Below are 20,957 nucleotides of genomic sequence, written 5' to 3' on the forward strand. Positions count from 1 at the left end.
GAGACGGCCGGGGGCGCGCGCCCCGAGGCCGCGCCCGCGCCCGACCTCGCCGCGCCGGCCACCGACGGCGAGGCGCCGCGCGCCCCCGAGGCGGCACCGTCCCGGCCCGCGCCGCCCGCCGAGACGTCCGATCCGGTCGCACCCGACGCCCCCGCGAGCGACAGCGATTTCGCCGCTCCGGATGGCCCGGAGGCACCCGCCTTGCCGACGGACGAAGAGACGGCGGCCGAAGACGGTCGCGCCGGGCTCGGCCGGCAGGCGGGCACGATCGGAAACCTTGCGCCCGAGGTGCGAATCAACCGGTTGCCCGGCGCGGATGCGCGCGAGACGGAGACGGAAACGGCACCCGCCCCGCGCGCGCCGCTCGAGCGCTTCGCCGTCCCGTCCGACGCGCCCGCCGGCGCGCCGCTCATGGCGATCGTTCTGCTCGACGACGGCCCGGGCCCGTTCGGCCCGGAGGCGCTCGCGGGCTTCCCCTTTCCCCTGACGGTGGCCGTCGATCCCGACTGGGAGGGGGCGGAGGCGGCGATGCGGGGCTATCGCGCGCAGGGGATCGAGGTCGCGGTGCTCGGCGCGCTGCCCGACAGCGCGGGCCCCCGTGACGCCGAAGTCGCGATGCAGGCATGGGCGCGCGCGGTGCCCGAAGCGGTGGCCGTCCTCGAGGCCGAGGTGGGTACGCTGCAAGGCAGCCGCGCCCTGTCCGAGCAGATCGGCGCCATTCTCGCCGATACCGGCCACGGGCTGGTCCTGCACTCGCAAGGGCTCGACACCGGCGCGGCGCTCGCGGCGAGGGCGGGCGTGCCCACGGTCACGATCTTCCGGGAGATCGACGCCGAGGGCGAAGACAGCAACGCGATCCGCCGCAACCTCGATCAGGCGGCGTTCCGGGCACGCACCGAGGGCGCCTCGGTCATGCTGGGACGGCTGCGCGCGGAAACGATCAGCGCGCTCCTGCTCTGGGGGCTTCAGGATCGGGAGCGCAACGTGACGCTCGTGCCGGTGTCGAAGGTGCTGATGCGCGGACAGGACGCCGAGTAGCCTGGCGCCTCGTCGGGCCCAGACAAAGACGGGCCGATGCTCGCCCCGCCCGTGCATCCGGCATCGCCGTCGAGACCACGTTCGGGATGGCGCGCAAGGGCCTTCGAAGGCCCTTGGCAGCGCCCGGCTTCAGGCGGTTCCGGATCCGGTGAACCGCGCGGCGGCCTCGGCCGCCCTGCGGATGGCGCGGCTCTTGTTCACCGTCTCCTGCCATTCGGCCTCGGGGTCGCTGTCATGCACGACCCCGCCGCCGGCCTGGATGTAGAGCTTGCCGTCCTTCACGACCGCGGTGCGCAGCGCGATGCACATATCCATGTCGCCGCCGGCCGAGAAATAGCCCACGCCGCCTGCGTAAAGGCCGCGCTTTTCCGGCTCGAGCTCGTCGATGATCTCCATCGCGCGCACTTTCGGCGCGCCCGAGACCGTGCCCGCCGGCAGCCCGGCAAGGAGCGCCGAAAGCGCGTCCTGATCCTCCGAAAGCTCGCCCACCACGTTCGAGACGATATGCATGACGTGGGAATAGCGCTCGATCGTGTACTGCTCGGTGGGGCGCACGGTGCCGATCTTCGCCACCCGCCCCACGTCGTTGCGGCCCAGATCGAGAAGCATCAGGTGCTCGGCGCGCTCCTTCTCGTCGGCCAGAAGCTCTTCGGCCAGCGCGCGGTCCTCCTCGGGCGTGGCGCCGCGCGGGCGGGTGCCGGCGACGGGCCGGATCGTCACCTCGCGGTCGAAGACCCGCACGAGGATTTCCGGGCTCGCCCCCACGACCTGGAAATCGCCAAAGTCGAAGTAGAACATGAAGGGCGAGGGGTTGGTGCGCCGCAGCGAGCGGTAGAGGGCGAAGGGCGGCAGCGGGAACTCCTGGGTCCAGCGCTGGGAGGGAACCACCTGGAAGATGTCGCCGGCGCGGATGTAGTCCTTCGCCGTCTCGACCGCGGCGAGATAGTCGCTCTTGGAGAAGTTCGACACCGGCTCCGCGATCACGCCCGCGTCGCCCATCTCCCGGCTCGCCTGCGGCAGCGCGCGCTCGAGGTCGCGGACCGCGTCCATCACGCGTTCGGCGGCCTGCGCATAGGCCGCCCGCGCCGAAAGGCCCGATGCCGCCCAGGCGGGCGCCACCACCGTGACCTCGCCCTTTACCCCGTCGAGCACGGCCACCACCGACGGGCGTAGCAGCACCGCGTCGGGCACGCCCAGCGGATCGGGGTTCACCATGGGCAGCCGTTCGACAAGGCGGATCATGTCGTAGCCCAGATAGCCGAAGAGCCCTGCCGCCGCGCGGGGCAGGTCGTCGGGCATGTCGATCCGGCTTTCGGCGATGAGCGCGCGCAGGTTCGCCAGAGGGTCGCCAGCCTCCACCTCGAAGGCATCGGGGTCGAAGCGCGCGGTGCGGTTGATCCGGCTTTCCGTCCCGCGGCACTCCCAGACGAGATCGGGCTTCATGCCGATGATCGAATAGCGCCCGCGCACCTCGCCGCCGGTCACGGATTCGAGCATGAACGCGTCGCGCGACGGGCCGGCGAGCTTCAGCATCAGCGAGACGGGCGTATCCAGGTCGGCCGCGAGCCGGATCCAGACAAGCTGGTTGAGCCCCGCCTCGTATCCCGTTTCGAACGCGGCGAAATCCGGAGTGATGCTCATCTGGCCGACCTTACTGGAACTGGGCGTGAACGGCGTTGATCGCGGCCTGGTCGAGTTGCACGCCGGCACGGGCGCGGATCTCGCGGAGATAGGCCTCGAACAGGTCCTGCGCGATCCCGCCGGAGACCTGCCGCTCGATCGCCTCGGCAAGCTCGGCGGTGGCGGGGTCGTCGCGGTCCGGCGGCGTCGCGGCGTCGAGCCGGGCGATGACGACGCGCCCGTCGCCCTCGATCACGCGCACCTCGCCTGTGTCCATCTCGAACACGGTCTCGAGCAGACGCTCCGGCGCGTCCGGCACGAAGCCCGACCGCGTGGCGCCCTCGGTCACGGTGGCGTCGCGCAGGCCCATGGCCGCGAAGCGCCGCCCCTCGCGGAGCGCGGTCGCGATCTCCTCGGCCTCGGCGGCGAGCGCCTCGAGCGCGCGGGCACGCTCCCATCCGGCGCGCACCTGCTCTTCGACCTCGTCGAAGGGGCGCGGCGCGGGCGGCAGCGTGTCGTCGAGGCGCAGGGCGAAGATCCCGCCGTCGCCCAAGGTCTCCACCGCCGGGTAGTCGTCCTCTCCGACGCGCGCGGCGGCGGTGCGGAAGTCCTCGTAGGCGGCGATCCCGTCCTCGACGCCCGGGTGCCAGTCGATCTGCCCGAGACGCATCTCCGTCTCGGCGGCCAGATCCTCGAGCGTGGCGCCGCCGGCGAGCAGGTCGTCCATCCCCTCGGCCTGGTTCTCGACCACGCGCCGCGCGCGCGACATCGCCAGTTCCTCGCGGAGAAGCTCACGCGCCTCCTCGAAGCTCGTCTCCTGTGCGTTCAGGATGGCGTTGACGCGGTAGAGCGCGGGGCCGAGGGGGGAGGGGGCGGGGCCCACCACGTCGCCGGTGCCGGCGTCGAAGACCGCGCCCGCCGCCGCGTCGAGCTCGTCGCGCGACACATCGCCGAGATCCACGTCCGACAGCGTCAGGCCGCGCTCCTCGACGAGCGCGTCGAAATCGGTCTCTCCCGCCTCGAGCCGCGCCATCGCCTCCGCAGCGGCGGTCTCGTCGGCGAAGACCAGACGCTCCACCAGCCGCCGTTCGGGCTGGTTGAACTGCTCCGAGCGCTCCTCGTAAAGCTCGCGCAGCGCCGCCTCGTCCACCTGCACCGTGTCGAGGATCATCTCGGGCGTGAGCCACGCGTAGGTGATGGCCCGCGTCTCGGGCGCCGTGAACGCGTCGATGTTGGCCTCGTAGTAGGCGCGAAGATCGCTCTCGGTGGGCTCGGGCAGCGGGGTTGCGAGGTCTTCTGGGGCCAGGGTCGCCCAGGTGAAATCCCGGCGCTCGCCCAGATAGCCCAGAAGACGATCGCTCAGCGCGTCGGGGGCGGGGGTGCCGGCAAGCACCGCGCCCTGCACCAGCGTGCGCGCGGTCTCCTCGCGCAGATCTTCCTCGAATTCGGCCTCCGTCAGGCCCACGCTGTCCAGCCTGACGCGGTAGGCTTCGCGGTCGAACGTGCCGTCGGGGCCCTGGAAGGCGGGGATTTCGCGAAGCTGGCCGGCGAGCGTCGCATCGCCCACCGAGATACCGAGCCGCGCGGTCTCGTGGTCGAGCGCGGCGGTCGTGATCAGCCGCGCCAGCACCTGCTGGTCGAGCCCCGCGGCACGCGCCTCCTGGAAGGTGACGGCGCGGCCCGTCTCGGCGCTTATCGCGCGCAGCTCGTCCTGCAGCGCGCGGGCATACGCATCGACCGAGATCGGCTTGTCGCCCACGGTGCCCACGGTGCGGATCGTGCCCGACAGGTTCGTGGCGCCGAACCCCGCGAGGCCGATGATGAGAAGCCCCAGAAGGATCCAGACGAGGGTTTTCGAGATGCTGGCGCGCGCGGACATGACGTCTCCCTTCGGAACCTGGCTCGGGTTGTCTAGTGGCCGCCCGGCGCGCTCGCAAGCGGGAACGGAAGCGCCGCCAGCCGCTCGAAGAGCGCGTCGATGCCGGCCCGGTCGACGTTGGCGTAGGCGATGCGGAGCGCGCGGGCGCCGGAGGCGTCGTCGGCCGGCGTGAACATCGTCCCGGGCAGGGCGAGGACGCCCGCCTCGCGCACCAGCGCGGGGGCGAGCGCGTCCGAGGGCATCTCGAACGGGTGTTCGAGCCAGGCGAAATAGGCGCCCACGCCGTGCAGCCGCCAGCCCCGGTCCTCGAGCCGGGCCATGCCGTCGCCGATCGCCGCACGGCGGTCGAGGATCTCGGCCCGCTCGCCCGCGAGCCACTGCGCGAGGTTCCGCATCCCCCAGAGCGCAGCGCGCTGGCCAAGCTGGGGCGCGCAGATCGCCACGGTGTCGAGGAACTTCTCGGCCTCGGCGAGGATCGTGCGCGACGCGACGAGTGCGCCGGTGCGATGCCCGGTGAGGCGGTAGGCCTTGGAGAACGAGTAGAGGTGGACGAAGGCTTCCGGCCAGTCCGGGTCGGTGAAAAGCGCGTGCGGCGGACCGGTGCGCACGTCGAAATCCCGGTAGGTTTCGTCGAGGATGAGCACGAGGCCGCGCGACCGCGCCAGCGCGTAGAACTCCATGACGAGTTCGGGAGGGTATTCCACGCCGCAGGGGTTGTTGGGCGTCACCAGCACGATGGCGCGGGTGCGCGGCGTGACAAGCGCGGCGGCGCGCTCGGGATCCGGCAGCAGCCCGGCGCCCGTCGGCAGCGGCACCGCGGCGACGCCGGCCATGTCGAGCCACATCTTGTGGTTGAAATACCACGGGGTCGGAAGGATCACCTCGTCCCCCTCGCCGGCAAGCGCCGCGATCGCGGCGCAGAAGGCCTGGTTGCAGCCGGCGGTGATCGCCACCTGCTCGGCCGCGATCTGCCCGCCATACCCCGCGCCCCAGCGCCGCGCGATCTCGGCGCGCAGCTCAGGGTGGCCGAGCACGGGGCCGTAAAGATGCACCTCCGGCTCTTCCTGGACGAGCCGCGCCATCTCGGCGCGGAGCGCCTCCGGCGGGGGATCGACGGGCGCGGCCTGGCTCACGTTCAGAAGCGGCCGGCCCGGGGGCATCTCTGCCCCCTCGAGCCAGCGCCGCGCCTCCATCACCGGGGGCGCGAAAGTGGCGGCGGTGCGGCTGGTCATGCTGCAGCCGCCACGGGATCAGTCTGTGCCGCGATAGGGTTCGACATACTGGAGCGCCATGTCCCAGGGAAAGAAGATCCAGGTGTCCTGGCTCACCTCGGTGATGAAGGTGTCCACCTGGCCGCGGCCCATCGGCTTGGCGTAGACGGTGGCGACATGCGCATTGGGCATCGTCGCGCGCACCACCTCTAGGGTGCGGCCCGTGTCCACGAGATCGTCCACGATCAGCACGCCCGTGCCGTCGCCCACAAGGTCCATGTTGGGCGCCTTGATGATGCGGGGTTCGGTGCGCTCCTGGTGGTTGTAGGATTTCACGCTGATCGTGTCGACCGTGCGGATGTCGAGCTCCCGCGCGACGATCATCGCCGGCGCCATGCCGCCCCGCGTGATCGCCACCACCATCCGCCAGCCGCCGTCGCCGGGCCCGTGCCCGTCGAGCCGCCAGGCCAGCGCCCGGGCGTCGCGGTGAAGCTGATCCCAGCTGACGTGGAAGCCCTTTTCGTGGGGAAGTCTGTCCATTGCCTCAGCCCTTGGTGATGTCCGGCGCGTCCACGGCCTTCATGCCGACGACGTGGTAGCCCGCGTCCACGTGATGCACCTCCCCGGTGACGCCGGAGCCGAGATCCGACAGCAGGTAGAGCGCCGACTTGCCGACATCCTCCAGCGTCACGTTGCGGCGCAGGGGTGAATTGTACTCGTTCCACTTCATGATGTAGCGGAAATCGCCGATGCCGGAGGCCGCAAGCGTCTTGATCGGGCCGGCGCTGATCGCGTTCACGCGGATGCCGTCCTTGCCCAGATCCTCGGCGAGATAGCGCACGCTGGCCTCGAGCCCGGCCTTGGCCACCCCCATGACGTTGTAATGCGGCATCACGCGCTCGGCGCCGTAATAGGTCAGCGTGAGGCAGGAGCCGCCTTCGCTCATCATCTTTTCCGCGCGGGCAACGACCGCGGTGAAGGAATAGACCGAGATGTCCATGGTCGTGGCGAAGTTCTTGCGGCTCGTGTCCACGTAGCGGCCCCGCAGTTCGCCCTTGTCGGAAAAGCCGATGGCGTGAACGATGAAATCGAGGCGGTCCCAGCGCTCCTTCAGCTCGGCGAAGAGCGCGTCGATGGAGGCCTCGTCGCCCACGTCGCAAGGCAGCACGATATCGCTGCCGAGCTGGGCGGCCAGCGGGCCCACGCGCTTCTTGAGCGCCTCGCCCTGGTAGGAGAAGGCAAGCTCCGCCCCGGCGCCGGCGCAGGCGCGCGCGACGCCCCAGGCGATGGACTTGTCATTCGCCAGCCCCATGATTAGTCCGCGCTTGCCCGCCATCAGGGTATTCGTCATGGGCTGTCTCCTGCCTGTCCCGCGCCTCGCCGTCCTTTAGGCGATCGACTTGGGGGCATCAAGTGCGGCCCGGACAGCGCCCCTGCACGGCGCGAGGAAGGAGAAGGCGATGAGCGACCGAACCGGCATCTTCGAGGGCGACGATCCCTTCGCCATCGCGCGGGCCTGGCTGGCCGAGGCCGAGGCGCAGGAGATCAACGATCCCAACGCCATCGCGCTCGCGACGGTGGACGAGGCGGGCCTGCCCAACGTGCGCATGGTGCTGCTCAAGGAGATCGAGGCCGACGCCTTCGTCTTCTACACCAACTACGACAGCGCCAAGGGCCGCGAGATCGCCGCGGCGGGCAAGGCCGCCTTCGTCATCCACTGGAAAAGCCTGCGCCGGCAGATCCGCGTGCGCGGCACGGTCAGCCGCGAGGACGGGCCCAAGGCCGACGCCTATTTCGCCTCCCGCTCGATCAAGAGCCGGCTCGGCGCATGGGCCTCGCGCCAGTCCGAGCCGCTCGAAAGCCGCGCGGCGCTCATGGCGGAGGTGGCCCGCGTGGCGGCGCGCAGCGGCACCGCGCCCGCGCGGCCGCCGCATTGGGGCGGATTCCGCATCACGCCTCTCGAGATCGAGTTCTGGGCCGACGGCGCCTTTCGGTTGCATGACCGCTTCCGCTGGCGCCGCGCGGGCGCCGACGCGGCGTGGGACATTGCCCGGCTCAACCCCTGAATTGACCCGACGCGACGGGTGTCGCCGCATTCGGCACGCTGGTAAGCGGTTGAAACGTTGCGCCTTAATTAACTTGCAATCGCACGCCGCTTTGGCGCAACACTTGCCATGGGGATGAAATTGATTGGATGCGGAGTGACGGACTCCATCGAAGAGCCGCGCCGCTTGCGGGGCCATGTGAAGTGGTTCGACCCTGCGAAGGGTTTCGGGTTCGTGGTTGCTGAAGAGGGCGGCCCCGACATCCTGCTTCATGCCAATGTCTTGCGGAACTTCGGGCAGAGTTCGATCGCCGATGGGGCGCAGGTCGAGATCACGGCGCAGCAGACCGCGCGCGGGATGCAGGCGGTCGCGGTGCTCGACATAAAGCCGCCCGAAGGCACCGGTCCCGCGACCCTCGCGGATTTCGAGGGCTACGACCCCGAGGAGTTGCGCGCCGCGCCCCTCGAGCCCGCCCGCGTGAAATGGTTCGACACGGCCAAGGGCTTCGGCTTCGCCAACGTCTTCGGCCGGAGCGAGGACGTCTTCGTTCATATCGAGGTCCTGCGGCGCTCCGGGCTTGCCGATCTGCAGCCCGGAGAGGCGCTGGCGGTGCGCGTGATCGAAGGCAAGCGCGGCTTCATGGCGACGGAGGTGCTGGCATGGGAAGCCGCGCTCTCGGAAAAGCGCTGACGCTCGCCCTGGCCGTCGCGGGCGGCGCCGCGTCCGCGGGCGCGTGCCGCGAGGACGTCGTATGGCTGCGCGGCGACTGGGGCGAGGCACGGTTCACCGTCGAGGTCGCCGACGACCCCGAGGAGCGCGCGCAGGGCCTAATGTTCCGCGAAAGCCTGCCCGAAACCGCGGGGATGCTCTTCGTCTACGAGCGTCCGCAGCCGGTGGCGTTCTGGATGGAGAACACGCTCATCCCGCTCGACATGATCTTCGCCGACGTCAGCGGCACGGTCCGCCGCGTTCATTCGAATGCCGTGCCGGGCGACCGCACCCCGATTCCCGGCGGGCGCGAGATCTTCGCGGTGCTCGAGATCAATGGCGGTAAGGCCGAGGCGATGGGAATCGCACCCGGCACCGAGATGCGCCACCCCGCCTTCGGAGACGACGCCGCCTGGCCCTGCGAGTAGGGCTTTTCACCCGGCCCGCTCGCGGGTATTGAAGCGCCAGTCGGGGCGTAGCGCAGCTTGGTAGCGCGTCTGTTTTGGGTACAGAAGGTCGTGAGTTCGAATCTCGCCGCCCCGACCACGAAGGCCTTTCCCCGGACTTCTGCGGCCCCTCCGCAACACTGCACGAAACGCGCCCCGCGCAGCCTCGGACCGCGCCGGTATCGAGGTTGCGCGCGTAACGGGCTGACGTAGCGTCCGTTTTGCTGGCAGCGACTCCGGAGCGGGGCAGGGCGGGCTACGGAAAAACGCGCGGGTCAAGGCCAAAAAGCCGCGCGCAACGTTAAAAATTCCGTTGACGGTCACCGCCCAATTACGCCAGTTNNNGGCGCGTCCGCCGGGCGCGCGGCCGGGGGTCCGACGGATCCCCGGACAGAGCAGGGCGGCCAACAGGCGGCGGCCCGGCCGGATGGCGCCGCCGTCCGGAAATGGAACGACCGACACGGGGATTGCGGGCACATGAAGATCGACAGAAAATTCACGAAGGCAGGACAGGACGCGTATACCGGGCTCGACTTCGTCACCACGGCCTCCGAGATCCGCAACCCCGACGGCACCGTCGTGTTCCGGCTCGACGAGGTGGAGGTTCCGGCCTCCTGGAGCCAGGTCGCCTCGGACGTGATCGCGCAGAAATATTTTCGTAAGGCGGGCGTGCCCAACAAGCTGAAGAAGGTGCGCGAAAAGGACGTGCCGGAATTCCTGTGGCGTTCGGTGCCGGCGGACGACAATGACGGATTCGGCGGCGAGACGCGCGCGCGGCAGGTCTTCGACCGGCTGGCGGGCGCCTGGGCGTATTGGGGCTGGAAGGGCGGCTACTTCACGACAGAGGAAGACGCGCGCGCCTACTACGACGAGATGCGCCACATGCTGGCGACCCAGCGCGCCGCGCCCAACTCTCCGCAGTGGTTCAACACCGGCCTGCACTGGGCCTACGGCATCGACGGGCCGAGCCAGGGCCATCACTACGTGGATTACAGGACCGGCAAGCTCACCAAGGCGAAGTCGGCCTACGAGCATCCGCAGCCGCATGCCTGCTTCATCCAGTCGGTGGCCGACGACCTCGTGAACGAGGGCGGCATCATGGATCTGTGGGTGCGCGAGGCGCGGCTCTTCAAGTACGGCTCGGGCACCGGCACGAATTTCAGCCAGCTGCGCGGCGAGGGCGAGAAGCTCTCGGGCGGCGGCAAGTCCTCGGGCCTCATGGGCTTTCTGAAGATCGGCGATCGCGCGGCGGGCGCGATCAAGTCGGGCGGCACCACGCGCCGCGCGGCGAAGATGGTGATCTGCGACGTCGACCACCCCGACATCGAGGCGTTCATCAACTGGAAGGTGATCGAGGAGCAGAAGGTTGCCTCCATCGTCGCCGGCTCGAAGATGCACGAGGCGCGGCTCAACGACATCTTCGCGGCGATCGGCGCCTGGGACGGCGCCGTCGAGGACGCGGTGGACCCGGCGAAGAACGCGTCGCTGAAAACCGCGATCCGCGCGGCCAAGAAGGGCCAGATCCCGGAAACCTACGTGAAGCGCGTGCTCGACTACGCGCGGCAGGGCTACACCTCGATCGAGTTTCCGACCTATGACACCGACTGGGACAGCGAGGCCTATGCCAGCGTCTCCGGCCAGAATTCCAACAACTCGGTGCGCGTGACCGACGCCTTCCTGCAGGCGGTGCGCGACGACGCCGACTGGGAACTCTACCGCCGCACCGACGGCGAGGTGGCGAAGACCGTCAAGGCGCGCGAGCTCTGGGAGCAGATCGGCCACGCCGCCTGGGCCTGCGCCGATCCCGGCATCCAGTTCCACGACACCGTGAACGCCTGGCACACCTGCCCCCAGGACGGGCCGATCCGCGGCTCGAACCCGTGCTCGGAATACATGTTCCTCGACGACACCGCCTGCAACCTGGCCTCGATGAACCTGCTGAGCTTCCTCGAGGACGGCGTGTTCCAGGCGGACGACTACATCCACGCCTCCCGGCTCTGGACCCTCACGCTCGAGATCAGCGTGCTGATGGCGCAGTTCCCGTCGAAGGAGATCGCGCAGCTCTCCTACGAGTTCCGGACGCTCGGGCTGGGCTACGCCAATATCGGCGGGCTGCTCATGCAGATGGGCTACGGCTACGATTCGGACGAGGGCCGCGCGCTCTGCGGCGCGCTCAGCGCGATCATGACGGGCGTGGCCTATGCCACCTCCGCCGAGATCGCGAGCGAGGTCGGCCCCTTCGCGGGCTACGAGCGCAACCGCGCGCACATGCTCCGCGTCATCCGCAACCACCGCAACGCGGCCCACGGAAACGGCCACGGCTACGAGGATCTCGCGGTGAAGCCGGTGCCGCTCGACCATGCGAACTGCCCCGACGCGCGGCTGGTGGAGCTCGCCATGGCGGCCTGGGACGAGGCGCTCGCGCTCGGCCAGAAGCACGGCTACCGCAACGCGCAGGCCACCGTCATCGCGCCCACCGGCACGATCGGGCTGGTGATGGATTGCGACACGACCGGGATCGAGCCCGACTTCGCGCTGGTGAAGTTCAAGAAGCTCGCGGGCGGCGGCTATTTCAAGATCATCAACCGCTCGGTGCCGGCCGCGCTCGAGAAGCTTGGCTACGGCTCGGCCCAGATCGAGGAGATCGTCGCCTACGCCGTCGGCCACGGCTCCATCGGTCAGGCGCCGGCGATCAACGTGTCGACGCTGCGCGCCAAGGGTTTCGACGACGCGGCGCTGGCGCGCGTGGAGGCGGCGCTCGGGCAGGCCTTCGACATCCGCTTCGTCTTCAACCAGTGGACGCTGGGCGAGGAGTTCTGCCGCGAGCGGCTGGGCATCGCGCCCGAGAAGCTCAACGATCCCTCCTTCGACCTGCTGCGTCACCTGGGCTTCACCAAGGCCGAGATCGACGCCGCGAACGACCACGTCTGCGGAACGATGACGCTGGAGGGCGCGCCCTACCTCAAGGACGAGCACCTTTCCATCTTCGACTGCGCGAACCCCTGCGGCAAGCGGGGCAAGCGGTTCCTGTCGGTCAAGAGCCACATCCACATGATGGCGGCCGCGCAGAGCTTCGTCTCGGGCGCGATCTCCAAGACGATCAACATGCCCAACGACGCCACCATCGAGGACTGCCAGAAAGCCTACGAGCTTTCCTGGAGCCTCGGCGTGAAGGCCAACGCGCTCTACCGTGACGGCTCCAAGCTGTCGCAGCCGCTCGCCGCCGCGCTCGTGGAGGACGACGACGAGGCCGCCGAGGTGCTGGAAAGCGGCACGCCGCAGGAAAAGGCGCAGGTGCTGGCCGAGAAGGTGGTCGAGAAGATCGTGGTCAAGGAGATCTCCCGCGCCGCGCGCAGCAAGCTGCCGGAACGTCGCAAGGGCTACACGCAGAAGGCCATAGTGGGCGGCCACAAGGTCTATCTGCGCACCGGCGAATACGCGGACGGCCAGCTTGGCGAGATCTTCATCGACATGCACAAGGAGGGCGCGGGCTTCCGCGCGATGATGAACAACTTCGCCATCGCGGTCTCGGTTGGCCTGCAATACGGCGTGCCGCTCGAGGAGTTCGTCGATGCCTTCACCTTCACCAAGTTCGAGCCCGCCGGGCTGGTGCAGGGCAACGACTCGATCAAGAACGCGACCTCGATCCTCGACTACATCTTCCGCGAGCTTGCCGTGAGCTATCTCGACCGGACGGATCTCGCCCACGTCAAGCCGGAGGGCGCGACCTTCGACGACCTCGGCCGCGGCGAGGAGGAAGGCGTGTCGAACGTCAGGGAACTGTCGGAAAGCACGGCGTCGAAGTCGCTGGAGGTGCTCAAGCAGATCAGCTCCACCGGCTATCTCCGCAAGCGCCTGCCGCAGGAACTGGTGGTGCTGCAGGGCGGCCAGCCCTCGGCCCGGGGCTTCGCCCGGCCCGACGACGCGGCGGCCCCGCTGCAGACCCTCGCGCCCGAGACGACCCGCACCAGCGCCACGGTGATGGCGGCGACGGCGATGATGGAAACCGCCGCTCCCCTCGACGCCGCCACCCGCGCGCGGATGCAGGGCTACGAGGGCGAGGCGTGCGGCGAATGCGGCAACTACACGCTGGTGCGCAACGGCACCTGCATGAAATGCAACACCTGCGGGGCGACCTCCGGGTGCAGCTGATACCCGCGACAGCGGGTTTCCGGGGCGCGGCGGTGCCCGTCCCGTCCGGCGTTCAGGCGACAGGCGAGAAATCCGAGCGGTGAATACAAGCCTGGACTGCGAAACTCACGGGGGGCCTTCGGGTCCCCCTTTTTCCTGCCGGCTCAGTCCCAAAGCTCCTGCAGCGGCCTGCGCAGCGCATGGCGCACCTGCGCGATCTCGCCTTCCGACACCCGACGCTCCAGCAGGTCGAAGACGGCCATGACCGCGCGCTCGGTGTCGTCGAGCGGCGTCTTGTCGAAATGCGCCTCGATCCGGGCCAGGAAATCGGACTTGTTGCGCGGCTTGACCGGCGTTCCCGACGGATCCCACCCGTCGTAGTAGACCCCGCGCACCAGCACGGGAAGCTGCGCGGCGAGCTGCGCCGCCTCGTCGATGGTCAGGAAATCGCGAAGCGCGTGAAGCGTGCTGCGCAAGAGCAGGTAGGCGCGGCCATTTTCGCGCCAGCCGAGATCGTGGCAAAGGGCGTTCAGCCACTCGGCGAACACCTGCGGCGCGGTGTCGATCGTGGCAAGTCCGGTCGTGGTCATGGTGGGCTCCCTCAGGCGCGATCAGGGCCGAAGGCTAGACCCGCCCGGCGGGCCCCGCATTGATCGCGGGCAACGGTGGGCCCTGCCGGTAGGGCTCTCGGACGTCCGCTGCGCCGCGCTCAGTAGAGGATGTATTGCATCCCGGCGGGCGCGCAGCCGATGCCGCCGAAACCGGCCGCGCGCAACAGGAGGCTCGGCAGGTTCGCCGCGACGAGGGTCGCGCGGGCGTGACGCCAGGCCGACCGGACGCTCGCCCTCGGGCCCTTTCCGCCGCGCCCGATCTCCCCCGAGACGACTTCCGCGAAGGCCTTGGCACAGGTGACCGCCAGAACCGAGCCGAACAGCCCCGCGGCCATCGCGAAGGGGGCCTTTTCGGTAAGATCGGGGGCGACGGCACTCGCGTGGCGGCTCATCGTGCCATGAGATGGTCTGCGACGGCCTGGTAGGCGGGCAGCGATGTCGGATCGATGAACCCGTTCTGCGCTTGCGGAAAGGACGCGAAGCGGACGAGCACCATCTCCGCCCTCGGGTCGACATAGATCGTCTGACCGTGCACGCCGCGTGCGGCGAAGGCCCCGTTCTCGTTGTGAAAGACCCACCACTGGCTGGTGTAGCTGCCGTTCGGAATCGTCGGGAAACCCCGGAATCTGGCCGGGTCGCCGCCGGCGCGGATATTCGTCACCACCTCGGCCGGGAACAGACGCGCGCCGAAGATCTCGCCCTCGTTCAACATCAGAAGGCCCAGCCGCCCGAGGTCGCGCAGACCGGCGGTGAGCCCGCCGCCGGCGAAGGGCACGCCCTTGCCGTCCACCGTCTGATAGGCGTCCTGCTCGGCGCCCATCGGCCGCCAGAGCCGCTCCGACGCGAGCTCGGTCACGGACTTGTCCGAGACGCGGCTGATGATCCAGCCGAGCATGTCGGAGTTGATCGTCTTGTAATGGAAGGCGTCGCCGTGCGCGCCCTCGGGCTTCACCTGCTGGAGGTATTCCCAGTAGCCGTCAGGCCCTTCGGAGCCCTCGGGTTTCGGCAGGGGGCTCGCAGCGGCGGAATAGCGCCAGATGTCGGCGTTCGGATCGGAATAATCCTCCGAATATTGCACGCCCGTCGTCATGTCCATGACCTGGCGGACCGTCGCCGTCGCGAAGGCGCTTTCGCCGATCTCGGGGATGATGTCGCGCACGAGCGCCGTGTCGTCCAGCGCACCCTCGACGACCATGATCTCGGCCAGCAACCCGGTGACTGATTTCGTCATGGACATGGCCGCGTGCTTGCCGTCCTCCTCGAGGCAGCCGAAGTAGCGTTCGTAGACGACGCGGCCCTCGTGGATGATGAGCATCCCGTCGGTGTAGTTGGCGTAGAGCGAGTCTACCCACGTCATCTCTTCGTCGCTGTCCATCGGCAGGAAGGTCAGCGCGTCGATCTCCGCGCGCATCGCGGCGAATTCATGCGGCGGCGGGTAGTCGAGCGGCTTCGGTGCGCCGAGGCCGCGGCTGATCTGCTCGGTGGGAAGGAATTCACGGAGGTGGCAGACCGACCAGCGCAGCTTCGGAAAGCTGAAATAGTTGGAATCCGGCTGCGTGATCAGCTTGTCGGGCGGGGGCGGGAAGCCCTGCATCCATCCCATGACCCGCGGATCGGATCGGCGCGCGTCGAGCGTCTCCTGGGCCGGGGCCGCCGTCGCGGCGAGGCCCGCCGCGACGACGAGAGCCCCCGCGGCGTACCGGGATATGTTGATCTGGTTCGGCATTCCTAGCTCCCCCGTGACTGGCTTGGCGACGACAGTTTGCTTCGATTTCAGAAGATCGTGAAGCCGCCGTCGGTGTTGTAGGTCGCCCCGGTGATGTTCGACGCCTCCGGCGAAAGCAGGAAGAGCATGATCGCCACCTGCTCGGCCGGGGTGGAGCCGGTGCCGTTCTGGTCGCTCGGTTGCAACAGGCTGTTGATCTTGGCCAGCGAGATGCCGGTATCCTTGTAGCCCGACGCCAGCCGCTGCCGGATGATCTCGAAGGCGCGTTCGAACATCGGGGTGATCGTGGTGCCCATCCCGACCGAGTTCACGCGGATGCCGAAGGGCGCGTAGTCGATGGCCGCGTTCTTGGTCAGGCCCTGCATGGCGTGCTTCGACGCGACGTAGGGCGGCGTGCCGCCGAAGCCCCGGATGCCGGCCACCGAGGCAACGTTGACGATCGAGCCGCCGGTGCCCTGCTCCATCATCTGCCGCAGTTGGTAGCGCAGGCAGTAGAAGGTGCCGGTGACGTTCACGTCCATCACGCGCCGCCAGTATTCGTTGCCGGCCTCGTGGATGCGCGCCATCAGCCGGTCGCGCTGGTTGACGTAGTCGATGGGCTCGTCGGGGTGCAGCGCATCCATGACGCCCGCGTTGTTGATGGCGGCGTCGAGGCTGCCGTAGCCGGACACGCAGACCCGCACCATCTCCTCGCAGACCGCCTCGTCGGTGATGTCGCCGCCGACGAGGGTCGCGGTCAGCCCCTCGTCGCGGATCGACTGGATGGTCTCGGCGCCGAACTCCTCGAGGATGTCGTTGCCGACGACGTTCGCGCCTTCGCGCGCGAGGCGGCGGGCGGCGTCGGCGCCCATGCCGCGCGCCGCGCCCGTGACGATGACGGTCTTGCCCGCGAAGCGGTCGGGCATGAAGTAATCCTCCGGCACGCGGGCGAGGTTCATGCGGCCGGGCACCTCCGGATCCTGCGGATCCCAGGGTTAGGCCCAGTCCTTCGTTCAGTTGCTGCGCCTCGGCCCGGCTCAGCGTGAGGCCGCCGGCGCCGCCCGCCGCGGCGAGGCCGAGGGATTTCAGCAGGTTTCTGCGGTGCATGACAGTCTCCGGGAGTTGCGGCGCGCATGGCGCCTGGTGGATCAGAAGGAGTGGCGGACGAACAGCATGACGCTCGTCCAGGATTTCGCCGTGCTGCCCAGCGCCCGCTTGGTGGCCTCGCCGGGCACGGTGTGCGCGATGTGCCGTGCACGTATATGTTGCGGCTCACGAACCACTTGGCGGTCGCGTTCGCTTCGAAGCCGTATTCCGTGCCGTCGAGGAAGCTGAGCGCGGGGTTGCCGCCGATATAGGTCTCGCTGTCGGCGTAGAAGGCCCAGAGCTGCGGTACGATCTCGACCTTCGGGCTGGGGCGAAAGCGCACCTGGATGCGGTGGGCGATCACGTTGCTGTCCTGGACGACCTTGAAGTGGTTGGCGCCCTGCACCCATTGTTCCCCCGTGCCGCCCGAGAGCATCGGGTCCCACCGCTCGTAGGTGGCGGTGTCGGGGTCGTCCCCGGAGAAGCGCGCGAACCGGTAGCTCACGCTGGGCGACCATGCCGCCTGCGGCCAGCTGTAGCCGATTTCCGCCCAACCCGCGCGCGCGTCCATGTCGAAGTTGCGGTTGCGCTGCACCGCGTATTCCGCGCCGAAGAAGGGGCCCGCCTCGGTCGCGGCATTGGGCCGGAAGGTGAAGCGCGCGTCGTAGACCTGCAGCCCTTCGCGGGTGCCGACGGGCGCGCCGAGCGGCCCGAAGTAGCTGGAGTTCGACTCGGGCACCGTCAGGTAGCTGAGGCCGAGATCCAGCCCGTCTTGCGGGCGCAGCTCCAGGTTCGCGCCGAGGTAGCGCGTCTCGTTGTCGATCACGCGCAGCTCGTCGGGGTCGAGATAGAAGAACTCGCGTTTGGCCTCGTTGTAGTGGAACTGCGCGAGGGCGAGCATGTCCGCCGCCCCAGCGCGCGTTGGCCTGGAGCGCGGCGCGCTCCTCGCCGTTGGAGGCGGTGTTGGCGATCAGTAAGCCGTTCGCCAGCGTGAAGCGCTGCCGCCCGGCCGACAGGTTGTAGGAAAACCGGTTGCCCGCCGCGTCGGTGCGCCCGCCGATGATGCCGACATAGGCCTCCTCGACCCGCGCGTTCACGCCCGGGTCGCGGCTCGGGTTCGCGATGCGGATGCGCACGGCCTCGATCGTCTGGTTGACATAGGGATCCGCCGTCGAGACGTCCTGCGCCAGGGCGGGGGTGGACAAGGCGGCGGGACCCAGCGCCGCGGCGGTCGCAGCGCAGAGGAAAAGCGCTGTCGCAAAAGACCGCATCCGATTCTCCACCTTTGGCGCAGCCAGTGTGTAGTGGAGGTCGCTTACCCTGCGTCAGACAGTGCCCATTCTGACCATGGCCGGGGACGTGCATGCTGCCAGCGAAGATCACGCGCGACTGGGTCGAGGAACGGCTCGACACGCTTCACCCCAAGCACGTCGCGGCCTTCGTGCGGCTGCTCACGGAGCTCCGCGCGCTCTTCGGCGGCGATCTCGACGCGATGCTGGTGCTCGCCGCCGTCGCCGCGGATTTGGAACGGGACGAATGGCGCAATACGCTGCTCGACACCGCCGAGGGGCGGGGCACCCACACCCCCGGCGAACGCGCTGTTGATCGTGCTGTCCATGGGCATCCCCCACGAAACCGTGCGCCGGAAGCTCGCCAGGCTCAAGGAGATGAAGGTCGCGCAGAAGGACGCGCGGGGCCACTGGAGCGCCACGCCGCACGCTTCGGAGATCCTGCGCCCCGGCACCTTGGTCAGCATGACCTATATCAAGAAGATCCTGAACGCGGCGCTCGAAGCCGAGCGCGCGCAGCGACAGGCGAAAGCCCGGAAGTCGGGCGCGGGCTGACCGGGCCCGTCACGGGCCCGGCCGCCGCCCTTACCCGGTCAGGCGCCGAGCGCCTTGTCGAGGTTCTGGTCCACCTTCTCGAGGAAGCCCATCGTGGTGAGCCAGCCCTGGTCGGGCCCGACGAGCAGGGCGAGGTCCTTGGTCATGTGGCCCGCCTCCACCGTCTCGATCACCACGCGTTCCAGCGTTTCGGCGAAGTGGCGCAGCTCCTCGTTGCCGTCGAGCTTGGCGCGGTGCTTGAGCCCGCCGGTCCAGGCGAAGATCGAGGCGATGGAGTTCGTGGAGGTCTCCTCGCCCTTCTGGTGCTGGCGGTAATGGCGGGTCACCGTGCCGTGGGCGGCCTCGGCCTCCACGATCTTGCCATCCGGCGTCATCAGCTGCGAGGTCATCAGCCCGAGCGAGCCGAAGCCCTGCGCCACCGTGTCGGACTGCACGTCGCCGTCGTAGTTCTTGCAGGCCCAGACGAAGCCGCCGTTCCACTTCATGGCGCAGGCGACCATGTCGTCGATCAGGCGATGCTCGTAGGTGATGCCCTTTTCCTTGAACTTCGCCTCGAACTCCTGCTCGAAGACCTCCTGGAAGAGGTCCTTGAAGCGGCCGTCATAGGCCTTGAGGATGGTGTTCTTGGTGGACATGTAGAGCGGCCAGCCCATGTCGAGCGCGTAGTTCATCGAGGCGCGCGCGAAGTCGCGGATCGAGTCGTCGAGGTTGTACATCGCCATCGCCACGCCGGCGCCGGGCGACTGGTAGACCTCGCGCTCGATCACCTCGCCGTCCTCGCCCTCGAAGCGGATCGTGAGCTTGCCGGGACCGGGCATCCGGAAATCGGTGGCGCGGTACTGGTCGCCGAAGGCGTGGCGGCCGATCACGATGGGCTGGGTCCAGCCCGGCACCAGGCGGGGGACGTTGCGGCAGATGATGGGCGCGCGGAACACCACCCCGCCCAGGATGTTGCGGATCGTGCCGTTGGGGCTGCGCCACATCTTCTTGAGGCCGAACTCCTCCACCCGGGCCTCGTCGGGGGTGATGGTGGCGCATTTCACGCCGACGCCGATCTCCTTGATCTTCTCGGCGGCGTCGACGGTGATCTGGTCCTCGGTGCGGTCGCGCTCCTCGATGCCGAGATCGTAGTAGAGCAGATCGATATCGAGGTAGGGCAGGATCAGCTTCTTCTTGATGAAATCCCAGATGATGCGGGTCATCTCGTCGCCGTCGAGCTCCACGACGGGGTTGTCCACCTTGATCTTGGCCATGTGTCCCTCCTTCCGGGTGCCGAGTCGTTTGCCCGCCTCTTAGCGCATCGGCCGTGCGCTGGCCAGACAGTATGCCAGTGTATACATGCGTGGCGTCCGCCGTCAGGCGCACATGCGCGCCTCGAGCGTCCGGATCCGGACCATGAGCCCCAGCGCGACCGACGCCATGACGAAAATCCCCGCCGCGATCGGCAACGGCGTGCCGTCGAAAAGTAGCCCCGTGGGCACCGCCAGCGTCACCGCGACCACGGTCGCCACGGCGCCGATCACGCTCGACGCGACGCCCGCGATATGGCCGAGCGGTTCCATGGCGAGCGCGTTGACGTTGCCGAGGGTCAGCGCGGTCTGCACCAGGATCGACGCCTGCCAGATCACGAACGCGCCGAAGAACACGGGCTCCGCCGGCGGAAAGAGACCGAGCAGGATCATCGCGCCCGACAGCACCACCTGCGCGGCAAGCGCCCCGGTGATGAGCCTGCGCATCCCCAGCCGCATCACCGCCGCCGCGTTGGCGAGGTTCGCGCCGGCGGCCACGACGGCGATCGCGGCGAACCAGTAGGGAAAGCTGTCGGCCCGGCCGAAGGTCAGGTCGTAGACTTGCTGCACCGTCGAGAGCATCGTGAAGAGCATCCCGAAGCAGAGCCCCTGCACGAGGATCGCGAGACGGACACGGGGGTTGCCCGCGATCTCCGAGAGCGCCCGCGCGAAGCTTTCGCGCCGGAAGGGCAGGCGCCGGTCGCGCGGCAGCGTCTCGCGCAGCCGCAGAAGCATCCACAGCGACGAAACGGCGGCGAACGCGATGAAGGCCGCGAAGATCTCGCGCCAGCCCGCGACCGCGATGATCCCGGCCCCGAGAAGCGGCGCGAGCGCGGGCACGACGGCGAAGACCATCAGCACGAAGCTCATCGTTCGCGCCATGCGTTCGCCGGAGTAGAGGTCTCGGATGATGGCGAGCGTGACCACGCGCGGCCCGGCCGCGCCGAGCCCCTGCACGAGCCGCGCGGCCAGAAGCAGCTCGATCGTGGGCGCGGCCCAGGCCAGCGCGGCGCCCACGATGTAGAGCCCGGCGCCGGCCAGGATCACCGGCTTGCGCCCGTAGCTGTCGGACAGCGGGCCGGTCACGAAGGTGCCCAGCCCCATGCCCAGAACGAAGGCGGTGACGACGAGCTGGGCGAGGTTCGGCGCCTCAGGGCTGAGCGTGGCGGCGATCTCGGGCATGGCCGGCAGCATCGCGTCGACGGAAAAGGCGACGGTGGCGAAAATCATCGCCATCAGCGCGATGAACTCGACAGGGTGCAGGCGGCTCGGCGGCATGGCGATGGCCGCTAGCATGGCGTGCGAGAGGCCGCCAGCCGCCATGGCGCGGCTCAACGCCGCAAT

19 protein-coding genes and 1 tRNA gene are annotated in these 20,957 nt (G+C 69.0%); 7 read left to right on the plus strand and 13 right to left on the minus strand.

Going from position 1 to position 20,957, the window contains the following annotated elements:
- On the plus strand, positions 1–1,038 hold a 1,038-nt coding region (locus tag AB6A65_RS10660; protein ID WP_371038365.1), incomplete at its 5' end, for a divergent polysaccharide deacetylase family protein.
- A gap of 129 nt (positions 1,039–1,167) precedes the next feature.
- On the opposite strand, the gene trpE is transcribed toward AB6A65_RS10660, so the two are convergent.
- The 5 genes from trpE to fabI are packed head-to-tail and all read right to left on the minus strand — an operon-like array spanning position 1,168 to position 7,099.
- Positions 1,168–2,679 (minus strand): anthranilate synthase component I, encoded by a 1,512-nt coding sequence (trpE, locus tag AB6A65_RS10665; RefSeq protein WP_371038366.1) that lies wholly within the window; start codon positions 2,677–2,679, stop codon positions 1,168–1,170.
- 10 nt (positions 2,680–2,689) lie between these two features.
- A complete protein-coding gene (locus tag AB6A65_RS10670; protein ID WP_371038367.1) occupies positions 2,690–4,537 on the minus strand; it encodes a peptidyl-prolyl cis-trans isomerase in 1,848 nt (615 codons plus the stop codon).
- 32 nt (positions 4,538–4,569) lie between these two features.
- Positions 4,570–5,769, minus strand: a complete 1,200-nt coding sequence (locus AB6A65_RS10675) for an aminotransferase (RefSeq protein ID WP_371038368.1) — start codon at positions 5,767–5,769, stop codon at positions 4,570–4,572.
- 18 nt (positions 5,770–5,787) lie between these two features.
- Positions 5,788–6,288 carry a xanthine phosphoribosyltransferase gene (gene gpt / locus AB6A65_RS10680; RefSeq protein WP_371038369.1) on the minus strand — a complete coding sequence of 167 codons (501 nt, stop codon included), beginning with the start codon at positions 6,286–6,288 and terminating at the stop codon, positions 5,788–5,790.
- Positions 6,289–6,292: 4 nt separating this feature from the next.
- Positions 6,293–7,099, minus strand: a complete 807-nt coding sequence (gene fabI / locus AB6A65_RS10685; RefSeq protein ID WP_371038370.1) for an enoyl-ACP reductase FabI — start codon at positions 7,097–7,099, stop codon at positions 6,293–6,295.
- Positions 7,100–7,208: 109 nt separating this feature from the next.
- On the opposite strand from fabI, the gene pdxH reads away from it, so the two are divergent.
- The 5 genes from pdxH to AB6A65_RS10710 all read left to right on the plus strand — a co-directional run bounded on the left by pdxH (position 7,209) and on the right by AB6A65_RS10710 (position 13,099).
- Positions 7,209–7,814 (plus strand): pyridoxamine 5'-phosphate oxidase, encoded by a 606-nt coding sequence (pdxH, locus tag AB6A65_RS10690; RefSeq protein WP_371038371.1) that lies wholly within the window; start codon positions 7,209–7,211, stop codon positions 7,812–7,814.
- Between the two features lie 135 nt (positions 7,815–7,949).
- Complete coding sequence (locus tag AB6A65_RS10695; protein ID WP_371038372.1) at positions 7,950–8,483, plus strand: cold-shock protein; 534 nt, start codon at positions 7,950–7,952, stop codon at positions 8,481–8,483.
- Positions 8,453–8,929: a DUF192 domain-containing protein gene (locus AB6A65_RS10700; RefSeq protein WP_371038373.1), complete on the plus strand. Its 477-nt coding sequence runs from the start codon at positions 8,453–8,455 to the stop codon at positions 8,927–8,929. The genes AB6A65_RS10695 and AB6A65_RS10700 overlap by 31 nt, the downstream gene beginning before the upstream one ends.
- Positions 8,930–8,970: 41 nt before the next feature.
- Positions 8,971–9,047: transfer RNA gene (locus AB6A65_RS10705), tRNA-Pro, on the plus strand.
- Positions 9,048–9,424: 377 nt separating this feature from the next.
- Positions 9,425–13,099 (plus strand): vitamin B12-dependent ribonucleotide reductase, encoded by a 3,675-nt coding sequence (locus AB6A65_RS10710; protein WP_371038374.1) that lies wholly within the window; start codon positions 9,425–9,427, stop codon positions 13,097–13,099.
- Between the two features lie 143 nt (positions 13,100–13,242).
- Here AB6A65_RS10710 and AB6A65_RS10715 read toward each other — a convergent pair whose 3' ends face one another.
- From AB6A65_RS10715 to AB6A65_RS10740, 6 genes are all read right to left on the minus strand, one after another.
- Positions 13,243–13,668 carry a DUF2267 domain-containing protein gene (locus AB6A65_RS10715; protein WP_371038375.1) on the minus strand — a complete coding sequence of 142 codons (426 nt, stop codon included), beginning with the start codon at positions 13,666–13,668 and terminating at the stop codon, positions 13,243–13,245.
- A gap of 119 nt (positions 13,669–13,787) precedes the next feature.
- A complete protein-coding gene (locus tag AB6A65_RS10720; protein ID WP_371038376.1) occupies positions 13,788–14,081 on the minus strand; it encodes a hypothetical protein in 294 nt (97 codons plus the stop codon).
- The gene (locus tag AB6A65_RS10725) at positions 14,078–15,415 is read right to left on the minus strand and encodes a serine hydrolase domain-containing protein (RefSeq protein WP_371038377.1); all 1,338 of its coding nucleotides are present in this window, start codon (positions 15,413–15,415) and stop codon (positions 14,078–14,080) included. The genes AB6A65_RS10720 and AB6A65_RS10725 overlap by 4 nt, the downstream gene beginning before the upstream one ends.
- A 47-nt stretch (positions 15,416–15,462) precedes the next feature.
- Positions 15,463–16,365, minus strand: a complete 903-nt coding sequence (locus tag AB6A65_RS10730) for an SDR family NAD(P)-dependent oxidoreductase (protein WP_371038378.1) — start codon at positions 16,363–16,365, stop codon at positions 15,463–15,465.
- Positions 16,350–17,381 carry a hypothetical protein gene (locus AB6A65_RS10735; RefSeq protein WP_371038379.1) on the minus strand — a complete coding sequence of 344 codons (1,032 nt, stop codon included), beginning with the start codon at positions 17,379–17,381 and terminating at the stop codon, positions 16,350–16,352. Before AB6A65_RS10735 ends, AB6A65_RS10730 begins: the two co-directional genes overlap by 16 nt.
- 414 nt (positions 17,382–17,795) lie before the next feature.
- Positions 17,796–18,098, minus strand: coding sequence for a hypothetical protein (locus AB6A65_RS10740; RefSeq protein WP_371038380.1), 303 nt, complete (start codon positions 18,096–18,098; stop codon positions 17,796–17,798).
- Positions 18,099–18,147: 49 nt separating this feature from the next.
- Here AB6A65_RS10740 and AB6A65_RS10745 point away from each other — a divergent pair, with 49 nt between their 5' ends.
- Positions 18,148–18,324: a hypothetical protein gene (locus AB6A65_RS10745; protein WP_371038381.1), complete on the plus strand. Its 177-nt coding sequence runs from the start codon at positions 18,148–18,150 to the stop codon at positions 18,322–18,324.
- A 38-nt stretch (positions 18,325–18,362) separates the two neighbouring features.
- Here AB6A65_RS10745 and AB6A65_RS10750 read toward each other — a convergent pair whose 3' ends face one another.
- Complete coding sequence (locus AB6A65_RS10750; protein WP_371038382.1) at positions 18,363–19,577, minus strand: NADP-dependent isocitrate dehydrogenase; 1,215 nt, start codon at positions 19,575–19,577, stop codon at positions 18,363–18,365.
- 102 nt (positions 19,578–19,679) lie between these two features.
- Positions 19,680–20,936 (minus strand): multidrug effflux MFS transporter, encoded by a 1,257-nt coding sequence (locus AB6A65_RS10755; protein ID WP_371038383.1) that lies wholly within the window; start codon positions 20,934–20,936, stop codon positions 19,680–19,682.
- Between the last annotated feature and the right edge of the window lie 21 nt (positions 20,937–20,957).

The organism is Rhodosalinus sp. FB01 (assembly GCF_041365715.1).
Taxonomy (GTDB): domain Bacteria; phylum Pseudomonadota; class Alphaproteobacteria; order Rhodobacterales; family Rhodobacteraceae; genus Rhodosalinus.